Raw genomic sequence first — 13,221 nt, forward strand, 5'->3', positions numbered from 1 at the left:
ATTTCGGATCACCGTTATTTTTTGGCATCGGTCGCCCGCGTCTTTGCCGCAGGGTTTCCAGTGCCGATTTCAGATTTCTTGCCTGCTGCAGCGGGAGCGTTGTAGCCCACCCGCCACAGTTTGCTGGTGTGCGCCGAGAACCATCGGCGTATATATTCAAGGTAATAAGGTGAAGTAGTCGCGATAGGCTTACTGCAGCCGTTTCCCATGAGATTATTTTCAGTTTCAATCACCCAAACCTTGTTCGTCGTCTTGTTGGCGTCTGCCAGGGAAAAGTCTATATCCATGCCATCCTTGATATACATGGAATGTACGAACCCACCTTGCATCCAATACTCGTCAGGGAAATTGAACAGATGCCCTGTTTCATGCGCTTTCGTTTGTGTAATTTTTTCGGTATATCGCCCCGTTCCTGGATCTTTCTCGTATTCTGTTTCCGGCCAATTTCTTGCGTCCGCTCGTGCGGTCGTAGGAAAGAGATTAATAACGATATTCGGATTAAGCGCTGCTGCGTCAGCCTCCCTAACCACATGGATATCCGCACAGAACTTCACCGCAATCCGGCAACCACACGCGCCACCCTTCTGGCATCCATCGAGAATCAGCTTGTAGTTCCCCTGATTCAGCGTTTTCTCGATCATGTTTTTGTACGTCGAAGCATCGACTTCTGCCGGATCACGCTCCACCAGCATTAGTCCCTGCGCAGCAAAAGTCTTGCGGGAGTTCGCTCCGTTTTTAAAGGTCTCATACTGCACGACCGCGTAGTTGTTCTTCTCATCACGCAGCGGTTCCCCGGTTGAAGGATTCATTCTGACCAGCAACTTTGGCGCCAATACCGTAACGACTTTTGCGATCAACGTCTTACTGCTGGAGTCGTAACTGAACTGACACGTCGTGGTATCCGTCCCAGAGCACATTACTGGATCATCGCCGTCCTTAATACGCTCGGTTCTAGTCCAACCATATTTCTGGTAGGCCGGCGTCTCCCGTTCCATGCGGGCGAACTCCGTGAAATCCGGCAGCCTCCAGTCGCATGGCGCTGGACTCTGCAACTGGATCGGATCGGGAGCGACACAATACTGGTTGGTGTTGTCGGGGTCGTTGATAACCAATCCGCCGTTCCCTGCCGGACCACCTGCGGAACCCGTCGAGTTCGGTAGCTGCTGCGTCTGTGGCAGCGGCTGCGCGCCCTGCAGCCCTCCGCCACCCGCCGAGGCCAAAGACGTGATATCAAGCGACGGCGCAGGCGCCACCGCTCCCGTATTCGCCAGCGCCTCCCACTGCGCCGGGAGTGGCGCAGGTGCCGGCGGTGGCACCACGAACTTCGGATGGGTCCGCCACACCTCGCAGTCGGTCGTGTACGGCACGAACTTCGGCGCGAACGCCGCGCCGCCCAGGTCCATCTGCGCGGGACCGGTGCCCTTCATGCTGGTTGTCCGGAACAGCACCCCGCCGCGCGAGCCGATCTCGACACCTTCGCCGGTCAGCTTCACGTAGGTGCCGTTCACGTTCAGGATGATCTCCTTCGCCGCCTTCATGTGAACCGCGCCGTTGACTGACTCGATCGTCATGCCTTCCTGCGAGGCGAGCTGCATCCTGCCACGCTGGGCCTGCGCCACCAAGTCACCCGTCGCCGTGATGAGGCTCAGGCCCTTCTGCGTGAACAACGACAGCAAGTCACCTGCCGCCACCGTGAACCGCCTGAGCGTGCTGAAGTGAATCCCCTTCTTCGCCGTGCCGATGATCGAGCCATCGGCGGCGAACTGCACGCCATCGCCCGACGCCACGGCGACCGGACCAGGCCCTGTCATCAGCACACCGGGTTTCTTCAGTTCATGCAGACCTGCGTTGATGCCCTTCTGTGCGTCGAGGTCAGCGGGCGTGGCCTTCGACGCTTCAGCGGACTGCGCGAGCGTGCCGGCGAATGCCTGGTGGTCCTTGAACAGCGCGTTGGTCTCATCCATGGCGAGCACCTTGCCGCCACCGCCTGGCTGGTTGTACGCCGTCACCATCACGCCAGCGCCACCACGATTGACCAGATGCGCGCCCGTGCGAAGCTCCGCCCCGGTGCCCCGCTCGTTCAGGTCGCGGTCGGGAATGAAGCCCAGGTTGAGCTGCGAGCGGCCCGAATGCTCCGTACTCAACTCGATGCCCTGCTGCTGCTCCCAGTCGTCAAGCCAAAGCTTGTTGCCCGAACGCGTGCGTATCTCGCTGCGCGACATGCGTCGGCGTGAGCTGTTGATGAGGTCCGGGTTATGGGCATTCGGAATGAAGGCCACGGCGACCGGCTTGTTGGGATTGCCTTCAAGAAATCCCGCGATACCGAAGTCGCCATCCACCGGCGGCAGGTTCATGCCCGAGTGGTCGCGGCTCGCGAAGGGCCTGGCCATGCGCAGCGGGATACTTTCGCCGCCCTTCGGCCAGTTGCCGAAGTCACAGTGAAAACGCACGACAATGCGTCCTTCCGCGTCCAGGTAGGGGTACCTGTAGTGATTCGGTGACGTCACCGTGAACCCCAGCGTATGCACGCGCGGCCACTTCGATTCGTCTATCGGCAGCCGGTAGGGCCGGCTGGCAGGAATCGCCTGGAAGGTATTGCGGTAATTCTCGTTGCGCGCCCCTCGATGCACGACCTTCGAGACGAACAGGCCCTCCTTCGCGTCAAGCGTGCCGTCCGCGGCACCGGCCAGCGTATCGGGCTGCACGATGCAGCCCGGCCGGATCGAGGGCATCGTGGACTTCCCCCTGCAGGTGACCTGCTGCGCACGCGCCGCCTCGTGCCGCAGCGTCGCCTCGCGCTTCGCCCCTGCCTCGTCGCCGTGATGCGTGCCCCACACCAGGGGCGTGCCCATGGTCGTGTCGTCATGCTGTTCCGTGCCGAACTCGTCGCGCGCATGCCCCTCCTCGCGGAAGATCATCGCGTGGTTGTCGGCGTCATAGTCCGCGACGATGAACGACGCAGGAATGGTGCGTGTACGCACCTTCAGCGAATAGATCGACTCCTCGAACGTATGCAGCCCCGATGGAGGGCGGTCCTTCAGCGAGAGGGCCGGACGCGTGTAACCGTCGATGTCGTCGGCAATGACCACCACCTCGCCGTGCCGGTCCTCCTCGGTAAACGTGAACAGCCCGGCCTGCTCCATCTCCAGCCGGCAATACGCCCAGTCGCCCATGTTGTACTGGAAGCGGAACGGGTGTTGCGGATGCTGCCGGCGCAGACGCTGCACCACGCGAATCCAGGGGCGCACGGCATTGCGCTCGATGACTTCCTGGATAATGTCGGCGGACGTCTTGCCCTGGTATGTCGCGCAGTTGCTCGGGCCGTCCAGCACCGCAAGATGCTGGAGGATTTCGACACGATACGTGCAGCCATCACGCGAGTTCGACACCGACTCGAAACGCGAGACGAATCCCGCGAACTTCCGGACCACCGCCCCCTCGTCAACCTGGAACCTGAACCTGGCCAGCTGGCCCAGGATATCCCGGCACGCCACCGGCCCGGCAGTCGAGACCAGCGCCCTGATCCGGTACGGCTGGCAGCTCTCCTCGCGAACGTCCCACTCGACCACCGACAACCCGGGCGCGCGCCGCTCGTTGCGCTCATCGCGCTCGTACCTGCGAGCCTTGAGGATGATGTCCAGATGCGCAGACTGGCGTCCCGTGACCAGTCTCACCGGTTTGTCCGATTCCGCCATGGGGATTCCCTGTTCTGTAGTCCTGACCAGATGGCGCACCATCGGCACACACCGCCGGAGCATCATCGCGCATGAGCCGCGGTGGCCAATGCGAGTCGCGAGCTAAGTTTCACGCAGACAGGCGAAGCCGGCACTCGGACGCGTCTGAAAAAATCACAGGGGATGACTGATGTGATGCGTCGGTGCCCTCGGGCCCGATCGCCGAAGCGCTCTGGCTCAATCAACGAGCCATGATCGGTATAGCGAAGACCTCGTGCATTGCGGGCGAGAGTTACCCACAGATTGCGTTGACAAGCTTGTGGAGAACACCCGGGACGAGTGCCTTAAGCCGTTGATCGACTGGAAGTTTTCTGTTGCGTGAGCGTGGGAGGCAGTGACGGGCTGCGGGGGCGAGGCCGCAATACGCCCACCGGCATATCAGCCGTCGAGCGTATTGAAGACACTCACTACGCGGCAAGCTGCTTCATCTTCCCGTAGACGAATTGCCCGAAATACCACGAGAGATCGGAGTGGTTGAGGATATTCACGTCGGAGAGCGCCCCCGCCTCGAGCTTCAGGCGCCGCAGCATGAGCTTGCCGGCCTGCGAGGCGATGTAGAGCCGCACCAGCTCCTTGCGGGTCTTCTCGTCGGCCGATTCGAAGTGCTCGCGGCCTTGCTTGACCTCCTCGTTGCGCTGCGAGCGCGCCTCTTCGTCGCGCGCCGCGATGCTCTGCTTCACCGCCGTGGTCGCCACCGTCTTCGCGGTCTCCTGAGCGGTCGCGGCCACGGCCAGCTCGCTCTGGATCGCCACCATCTTGCGCTCGGCCTCCGAGACCTGCCAGTTGTGGCTCAGCGCCTTCATCAGATAGCCCGCAGGGCTCTTGGTCACCTTGCCCTGGTTGAGCCGGAAACGCGTGTATTCGATGGCCTGCTGGATGCGCTCGTCGGTCCAGCTCATGCGATGCTCCGCGATCACGTCGAACTGCTTGTTGGAGAGGCCGAACTCCTCCTTGAGCGTGAGCAGCAGGTCGTGCGCGTCGGGCTGCCGGGAGAGCAGCGCGGCGACCGTGTCCTTGCGCTTCATCCGGAAGCGGATCTTGTTGATTTTGCGCGAGGTTTCCGAGTCGGCCCGAGTTTCGTAGCTGAGGTCGATGTCCGATAGCTCATTGATCTGGCGCACCGCCGGATCGAGGTACTTCGGCCGGAAATGCTTGAACTCCGACGCGCTCGTACCGAGTTTGCCGGGCCAGCGCCGCATGACGTCGAGCTCGATCCAGTCGGTCAACCCGGCCGCCACGAAGGGCAGCACGTAGTCGTAGATCGCGCGCGCGTAGGTCTGCGAGAACGACGCCGTGATGCACAGGTTCAGCCAGTGATGCTTGTCGGGCCCGGTGATGTGGCGCAGCATGAGCGGCGGAATGCGGAACTGGATGCGCCCCTTGCCGATCTTGACGCTGCCCATCAGCTGCTCGGAAATCCACTGGTCGTCTTCGCTGGGCGCGCGGTCGGGCGGCGTGTCGGTCACCTCGATCAGCACGCGCTGCGCTTCCTTGATGACGCTCTGCAAATGGCGCACGTTGCGGCTCTCATAGCGCATGAGCCACTTGAAGTAGTTCAGGTCGACGTCGTAGATATCGCGCGGCGCGGGTTCCTGGGCGGCAATGAAATAGGCGGCATCGATGAAACGGCGCGAAGACAGCCCAAGCCCATTGATGGCGACGAACACGTTGTTGCGCTGAAAACCGATCTCGCGCGTGCTCTCATTGATCGGCTGGCCGGACATCTCCTCAAAGAGACCCAGCGACATCTGCAGTGTTGTAGTCCTCCGCCCGCTCTCCTCCGACATACGCACGCTCTCCCCGTCGACATTGGCGGGCACTCTATCACTACGCAAACACAAGTCAACACAATAAACGTTACCTCAAACAGGCACCCGATTCGGCTCGCGCACAAAAAACGTACCTGATCGCACAAATATCTCTACAGCGACCGCACATAAAACGGCACCTGGCCGCACATAAAACGGTGCAGCGAGCACATAGAACGGTGCTTTTGCACGGCAAGTGTTTGAAATGAAAGAAAACGCGTGCGTACGTTAGTTGGTTGGTAGGTTTTTATCTTTAAGTAAACAAACAAACCGCTCGCAAAAAAGATGCTCAACGCAAAATTCGACGTGTTGTGTCTCGCGATGCAATCAGGGAATTCAAGGCGGAATAGCTTCAAAGCCCCGCGCGTAAAGGCTCCCAGTGTTGCAACACCTGGACTCGATCTGCCTTTCGCCAGCCGAAACCCGTGGGAGGGTAACGATTTCTGTGCAGTTGCGGTGGTCTATGGAAGTGGTTTATGTGCAGAAGGTCTATTGACGATCCAGGATCGGATTGAATGCGCTGACGGAGGTCGGTGGGACGCGACTCAGGAGTGACTTTCCGACGCGAGGAATGGAAGGCAACGGATTTTGTGCACGGGCGCGCGACTCCGTGATAGCAACGTTTTTTGTGCACATCCTGGAGGATGGGGCTGAAGGTAACGGTTATTGTGCGGTGGCGGTGCGGTGGTTCGGTCGTTCGCCGTCTGCGTGAGGTAACGAAATTTGTGCAGCTTTGACGTGGGAGACTCGTCCTGGTGGGAATTGGACCGCCTGGAGATAGGGAAACGGCGGCCGTACCTCACTTGGAGCGCGAATCGGGTAACGGTTTTTGTGCAATGCGGTTGCCAAGCGCGCGCGACAAGGCTTTCTCAGTGCGTACGGTAACGCTTTTTGTGCAATTGTGGTCGGCCAGACTGGGTAGCAGAAATCTGGAAGCACAAAAATCGTTACCCGGCCGCCAGATCTGACTGTGCTGGGAGTTCAGGCGGTGGAACTGCACAAAAACCGTGACTACGCGAGGCGGATGTGAGCGATAAAGCTTGCACGGAAAGATCCGCAGCTGGATTTGCACAAAAACCTCGACCGATGATGTCGCAGCGAAGTGCTCTGGCCCTGGCGATTTGCACAAAAAATAGGCATACCGGAGGGAAAGGGCCTACAGCGGCCTTGGTGGCGTTGCCGGTTGCGCTGGTACTTTGCCCTTAGGAATGTTGCGCGAGGGCAATATAGACCGTTTTGACGGGTCATTTTTTTTCATATCACCCTCAATTAGTGTGTTTTCATACGCTTTTGCTGTATTCTACGCTTTATCCAAATTCTGATAAAAAGCGTATTAATGGCGAAAACTATCGAATTGCCGTCGATCGATCGACGTGTGGATCTTTCCGCGATCACTGAATTTGCCGAAGAGGCCGGTCGTCTATCTGAAGAGCTTCGGGAGATGATGCTGGCGCCGCGGCCGCGAAAGATGGCGCCCACATTTACGTCCGCTCAGGTCGCAGAGATGTGCGGCATTGATCGCATCAAACTGAACAACCTGCTCGCCACCCGCGAGGGACTCCCGCAAGGCGTGGCGCAAGGGTCCGGGCGCAGCCGGGTCTTCACCCTGCCCGAAGCGAGAACCTGGGTCCAGCAGGTTTCCGATATTTATCAGACACCGCTCCATACCGGCGTGCGCGATGCCGACGGCAAGGTGATCCTCGTTGCCAACTTCAAGGGCGGCTCGACGAAGACGACTACGACCATGTGTCTCGCCCAAGGCCTGACCTTGCGTGGTCGCAAGGTTCTGCTGATCGACCTCGATCCGCAAGCGTCGCTGACGGAACTCTGCGGTCTGTATGCTGAGAAGGAAGTGACTGAGGATAGCACGGTCCTGCCGTTCATCTACGACCCGCACATGGAAGGCGGCTTGCTCAATTTCGTGCAGGAAACCTACTGGGACGGGCTCGACGTCATTCCCGCGCACCCCACGCTGTTTTCCGCGGAGTTCCATATTCCCGGTACCGTGATCAAGAACCCGGGGTTCAAGTTCTGGGATCTGCTGCGCCAGGGCGTTGAGGTGCTGCGCAAGCAATACGACTACATCATTCTGGATACGGCGCCGTCGCTGTCCTACCTCACGATCAATGCGCTCATGGCCGCCGATGCGATGGTCATGCCGCTGGTGCCCGAGAGCCTGGACTTCATCAGCTCGGTGTCGTTCTGGAGCCTGTTTTCGGACCTCGCGCACACGATCATGGAACGCGGCGACGAGAAGACATACGACTTCGTTTCCGTCCTGCTTTCGAAGGTCGACTACGGCAAGACGTCGTCGGCACCGGTGGTGCGCTCATGGGTGCAGCGGACTTACAAGGACTGGGTGAACGCACTCGAGGTGCCGGCCAGCTCCGCGATGAGTAACGGCGCACTCGCCATGGCGACCGTGTTCGACATCAGCAAGGGAGACCTCGCTGACAAGACGGTGGCGCGCGTGCGTCAGCCGCTGACTGATTACGTACAGTGGATCGACGATCTTTACGTAGAACAATGGAGGGCCGGCAAGTGAGTTCATTCCGCGACAAAATGGCGGCGAAGACCCGTGAACTCGGTTCGTCTTCGGAGCGGCCAGCCGCCGAACGGCCGGCAGCCGTTGCTCCGGCCGAGCCGCGCCGCAGCAGCGCATTCAAGACCGGGCCTGGCATGCTCGGCGCGTTGGCGGTGGCGCAGCAGCGCATCCAGGAACTGGAGAACACAAGCGACAAGCTCATGCTTCCCGTGAACGCGATTCAGCCGAACCCGTGGCAGCCGCGCAAGATTTTCAGCGACGAAGGCCTTGCCTCGCTGGCTGAATCGATCCGCGAAGTCGGGCTTGTCGAGCCGGTCGTTGTTCGCCGCGCGGAGAACGGCTATCAGCTGATCGCCGGCGAGCGACGTCTTCGTGCGCACGCCCTGATTCAGGCGCAGGACATTCGTGCCTCCGTGATCGAGTGCTCCGATCAGGACATGGCAGTGCTCGCACTGGTGGAAAACGTCGGCCGCGAAGACCTCACCGATTACGAGATCGGGCAATCGCTACGGCGCGCCGAACGGGAGTTTCCGACCCGCAAGCGCATGGCCGAGGCGTTGGGAATGTCGCGCAAAGGCCTGTACCGCTTTTTGGCCTTTGAGAATCTGCCCGATTTCATTCGACGCGATCTTGATTTGAATCCGCGACTGCTCGGCGGGTCGGCCGCTGACGAGGTCGTCTCGGCAATCAAGAAGTTCGGTTCTGCGGGTCTTTCGGCAGCGCGCGAGTTGTGGCCGGCAGTGGTCGGCCGGACGCTGGATCAAGGCAAGCTGGCCGCGGCGATCGGAGCGCAGGCCAGTCGGGGTGAATCGACGGAAAGCGTATCCGAGCGCAGCATCGAGAAGATCTTTTCGGGCAAGAGCCACGCCGGCAGCATCACCAAGGACACCAACAGCTTTACGGTGAAGCTCAAGACGGGCGTGTTGTCGGATGCCCAGGAAACGCAAATTCGGGAGCTGATTAGTCAGCTGTTCAATGTGAAACCCGGCTGATTGAGCCTCGAGGTTGTTGGTGTGGATGGGAGCCCGCTTTGGCGGGCTTTTTCTTTTTGCGCGTTAGATTGTGTGTCGAGTTGACACACAGGGGCTCGTTGGACGAGAGCGAGGGGCGTGTGTCGAGTCGACACACCGGCAAGGTAAATCGAACTGGGCGGCGCGGGCTATGACAACGCTGCGCACGATGCGTGGATTCCGGTTGCAGTCAGCGTGTCGAGGGTTGGTCGGTGGGGGCGGCGCACCCAGACGTTGGGACCGTCGATCGGCCTCGTGTGTCGAGTTGACACACAGGAGCTCGTTGGACGAGCGCGTGAGGCGTGTGTCGAGTCGACCACGGGCAAGGTAAATCGTGGCGGGGAGGTGCGGGCTATGACAATGCTGCGCACGGCGCGTGGATTCCGGTGGCAGTCAGCGCGTCGAGGGTCTGTCGTTGGGGGCGGCGCATCCAGACGTAGGACCGTCAATCTGCCTCGTGTGTCGAGTCGACACACAGCGGTGAAAAGGTGTTTGGCTTGCGTCGTGTCGAGTTGAGTGGTTATCGATAATGCCTGCGTTCGTCCGGCGATCGGTTATGTGTCGACTCGACACACGACCGATGATCATGCTCGTCGAAAGACGAAACATGTAGCCGCCTCGAGTACTCCGTCGGCGACGCTCACGGGTTGCCGGCGGTGTGAGGCGCGCTCTAGAGCCACGATCGGCGGTCCTCGAATTCATTTGCTTGGGGTTAGGCGCTGTGTCGAGTCGACACACGCGGACCGTGGCTGCAAACCGCGAGAGTCATGAGGCGCACTACAACGAGCATGGGGATGACGTCATCTCCCCAGCGCCTTCATCGTGCTGTGTGTGCGAGGACGATTCATCGCTTGTTCGCTCGCATGCTGACTTGCCACCCGGAGCAGTGTGTCGAGTCGACACACTGTCGCGGCTTCATCGCGGTCGCCGCGTGAGGAGATTGCGATCCAGGACAAACCTCATCGTTGGGGCGGGAACGAAGGATGAGGTCATCTCCTCGGCTGCACTCGTCGTGCGGTGTGCCATGGTCCATCGCTCGGTTGCTGATTTGTTGGCCGAGGCGATGTGTCGAGTCGACACACGGTCGTTGCCACCCCGCGGGCGCGGTCTCTGGTGACCGTGATCTGGGACATGCCACATCGGTGGCGCGCGCGGTTCGTGAGGAAGCGAATACGTCCAAAGCGCTTGGTGGCCCCTAGGTGTGAAAAGGCGATCCACATCGCGCAGATGTCCCGCGCGCCTGGCCGCCGCGGGTGCAATCGGCGTTGCCAGCACGTGTGTCGTATCGTGCGTGCGCGTGTGTCGACTCGACACACCGCCGGCATTTCCCAACCTTTGCGGCTCCTAATGGGGGGTACCCGCTCGCCAGTGGAAGACGAAGCCGCCTCCGCCACTCCGACTGAGATCAAGCTGCTTTAAAGAACTGGAGAAGCGCCATGTTCCGCATCGTCTCCTGGAGAACGAGTGCTGCCGGCAATCGGCGGGGCACTTGCATGGTCCGATGGGCTGCATCGCACGATCCTCCGGCCGCTCCTATGACTTGCAGTTGCCGGTTGCCGTATGCACCAACTGCGACGTTGCACCAACTCCTGGGTTGACCGCCAAAGCGCCCGCACAGTCAGTCCTCCACACGGCGTGGAGCCATGGCTTACCAACATCGCCGACCTCGATTTCCCCCCGACGCCTTTTCGGCGATGAACGCCCTCCATCCATGCGTCACAACAAAACTCACGCATTGTGCTCATGCTCAATCAGTGTACGAGCGCTGTCAGCCCGTTGAGCCGACGTTTTGGCGGTGGCGGGCGGCGCCATGTACTCGCGTCCGCCGCTTGCGCTTTGCCTTGAGATTCCAACCCGATTGCCTCCGGCACAGCCGACGCAGCACCGCCCAGTAATGCTCACGTGACGCCTGTTTTTGAGAGGACCGGCAAGCCCAGCGAGCGACAGAACGGATAGCCTGCGGGTCAGAGGCGAGCCCGCCGTGCGCGGTGTGGGAGTGGGGTAGGACCGCTCGTCACGGTAACGTGCCACGGCGCTTGGTCTCCGCGTTCCCGCGCTGAGCTTGCTCGGTTATTCGTTGCTCATCCGGCGAGCGACGGTAGACGGTAGAGCGTGACTTCTCGTGACTGAATAGATCGCCTACATTCGTGCAACAACTAAGCGCTACTAATGCAACTAACTGTCTACGTCAGTCAGTACCGCCGAAGATGAAGCGAGCGATGGCGGACGCGTGCGCCCAGTGCACCGGCCACCTAAAACGAGAAAGCCACGTAGCGACCAACGCTCCAACACCGAGAAAATACAGCAGAGAAGTGGAGCACCATCGGTAAGCGAGCGAGCCGCACAGTGGCCTAGACGAGGCGAACAGCAGCCACATCGCGAAAAGCCACGCGGTGCGACGCGCCGATCCACCCTCAGAAAGCCAGCAATCCACCGTGAAACATTTCACTCAAAACCGAGAAATCGGTGAAACTGTTATCCCACGGGCGTTTGATGCCTGAAACAATCCAAATTCTAGTACTTGTTTCACGGGCATACCGGCTCTCCGACCCCGAAACACAGTCAGGATGGTGGTCAACGCACTAAAACTCACCTCGTCGGTGCCGATCGTATATTTCAATACGTATTTTGTAGTTCTCGAACTTCGGGCTGAAGTCATGTGCGAAGCAGCGCTTTACCCCGCGACGTTACCTGAAGCCGCCCCATCCGCGTCGATTAAAATTGGGCCCCATTGCCGAGCCACATTCCAGGGCTTCGATCCGGGCCCATAGTCGTGCTCACATCGCCGGCGCGCATCACTTGCCGCTCGCGCGATCCAGCAGCAATCGCCCTTTCTCCATTCAGCGCCCGCAAACACCATAGAGGACACGTCGTGAAGTTCATCCACGCGGCAGACCTACACCTCGACAGCCCGCTCCATGGCCTGAGCGCCTATCCCGATGCGCCGGTCGCCCAATTGCGCAACGCCACGCGCGAGGCGTTGCGCCTGCTCGTCGATCGCGCCATCGAAGAAGAGGTCGCGTTCGTCGTCATCGCCGGCGATCTCTACGACGGCGACTGGAAGGACCACAACACCGGCATCTTCTTCGGCCAGCAGATGGGACGTCTGCGCAATGCGGGCATTCGCGTCTTCGCGTTGTGGGGCAACCACGACGCGGAAAGCGAAATGACCAGGAAACTCACATTGCCGGACAACGTGGTGGTGTTCAGTCATCGCAAGCCTGAAACCCACGCGCTGCACGACATCAAGGTGGCGCTGCATGGGCAGAGCTTCAAGGACAAGGCCGTGGTCGAGAACCTCGCCGCGGGCTACCCGTCGCCGGTTTCCGGTTACTACAACATTGGTGTGCTCCACACCGCGCTCGAGGGCTATGCCGCGCACGCGACTTACGCGCCATGCACGCGTGCCGAATTGCACGCGAAGGGCTACGACTACTGGGCACTCGGCCACGTGCACGAATTTCAGCAGTGGGCGGAAGAGTCGACCATCGTCTTCCCCGGCAATCTGCAGGGCCGGCACATCCGCGAAACGGGGCGCCGCGGCGCCGTGCTCGTGAGCATCGAGGGCGGCCGCACGGAGGTCGAGCGTCTCTACCTCGACGTGCTGCGCTGGGAGTCGGTGCGTGTCGACGCGAGCGACTGCGAAAGCGTCGCGGATCTGTCGCGCAAGATCGGCGCTGCGCTCGAAGCGCTGTTGGCCGTCGACGCGCACGTGCCGCGCGCGGTGCGCGTGACGGTGACGGGCAAGTCGCCGGCCCATGGACTCTTTTTCGGGCGCGCCACGCAATTGCGCGCCGAGGTGCTCAATCAGATCGGCATTATCGGCAATGACAAGCTGTGGCTCGAAAAGGTCAAGCTCGAAACGAGCGCCGCCGATACGGCTGCTGCACAGAACGAGCAGATCGAAGCGATTGCCGATCTCAAACTGCTACTCGAAGCCGCCACGCAAGACGCCGAATTTCTCGCACTGCTCGAACGCGATTTGCGTGCCTTCGTCGGCAAGGTGCGCAGCGAAGTGAAAGAAGACGCGCCACTGCTCGAACTCGCCCGCGAGGGCAAACTCGCGGCGCTGGTGGAGCAGGTCGGCCCCGCGCTGCTTGCGCGCCTTTCCACGGGAGAATGAC

Annotated in this window: 5 protein-coding genes; 3 read left to right on the forward strand and 2 right to left on the reverse strand. The window is 60.6% G+C overall.

Features of this window, described 5'->3' with window-relative positions:
• Positions 1-14 precede the first annotated feature (14 nt).
• Both AB4Y40_RS08760 and AB4Y40_RS08765 read right to left on the reverse strand, forming a co-directional pair.
• Positions 15-3,695 (reverse strand): type VI secretion system Vgr family protein, encoded by a 3,681-nt coding sequence (locus tag AB4Y40_RS08760; protein WP_368687345.1) that lies wholly within the window; start codon positions 3,693-3,695, stop codon positions 15-17.
• Positions 3,696-4,141: 446 nt separating this feature from the next.
• Positions 4,142-5,521, reverse strand: coding sequence for a replication initiation protein (locus tag AB4Y40_RS08765; RefSeq protein ID WP_368687346.1), 1,380 nt, complete (start codon positions 5,519-5,521; stop codon positions 4,142-4,144).
• Positions 5,522-6,878: 1,357 nt separating this feature from the next.
• Between AB4Y40_RS08765 and AB4Y40_RS08770 the strand changes: the two genes are divergently transcribed.
• The 3 genes from AB4Y40_RS08770 to AB4Y40_RS08780 all read left to right on the forward strand — a co-directional run bounded on the left by AB4Y40_RS08770 (position 6,879) and on the right by AB4Y40_RS08780 (position 13,220).
• On the forward strand, positions 6,879-8,087 hold the full coding sequence (locus AB4Y40_RS08770; RefSeq protein ID WP_028208684.1) for an AAA family ATPase: 1,209 nt from the start codon (positions 6,879-6,881) through the stop codon (positions 8,085-8,087).
• A complete protein-coding gene (locus AB4Y40_RS08775) occupies positions 8,084-9,079 on the forward strand; it encodes a ParB/RepB/Spo0J family partition protein (RefSeq protein WP_368687347.1) in 996 nt (331 codons plus the stop codon). Before AB4Y40_RS08770 ends, AB4Y40_RS08775 begins: the two co-directional genes overlap by 4 nt.
• A gap of 2,890 nt (positions 9,080-11,969) precedes the next feature.
• The gene (locus AB4Y40_RS08780) at positions 11,970-13,220 is read left to right on the forward strand and encodes an exonuclease SbcCD subunit D (protein ID WP_368687348.1); all 1,251 of its coding nucleotides are present in this window, start codon (positions 11,970-11,972) and stop codon (positions 13,218-13,220) included.
• Position 13,221: the final 1 nt, after the last annotated feature.

Origin of the sequence: Paraburkholderia sp. EG287B (assembly GCF_040965595.1) — a bacterium.
Taxonomy (GTDB): Bacteria; Pseudomonadota; Gammaproteobacteria; order Burkholderiales; family Burkholderiaceae; genus Paraburkholderia.

Bases quoted from the DNA above. Each gene is read 5' to 3' on its own strand.
- AB4Y40_RS08760 (WP_368687345.1), bottom strand. From the start codon at position 3,695: ATGGCGGAATCGGACAAACCGGTGAGACTGGTCACGGGACGCCAGTCT.
- AB4Y40_RS08765 (WP_368687346.1), bottom strand. From the start codon at position 5,521: ATGTCGGAGGAGAGCGGGCGGAGGACTACAACACTGCAGATGTCGCTG.
- AB4Y40_RS08770 (WP_028208684.1), top strand. From the start codon at position 6,879: ATGGCGAAAACTATCGAATTGCCGTCGATCGATCGACGTGTGGATCTT.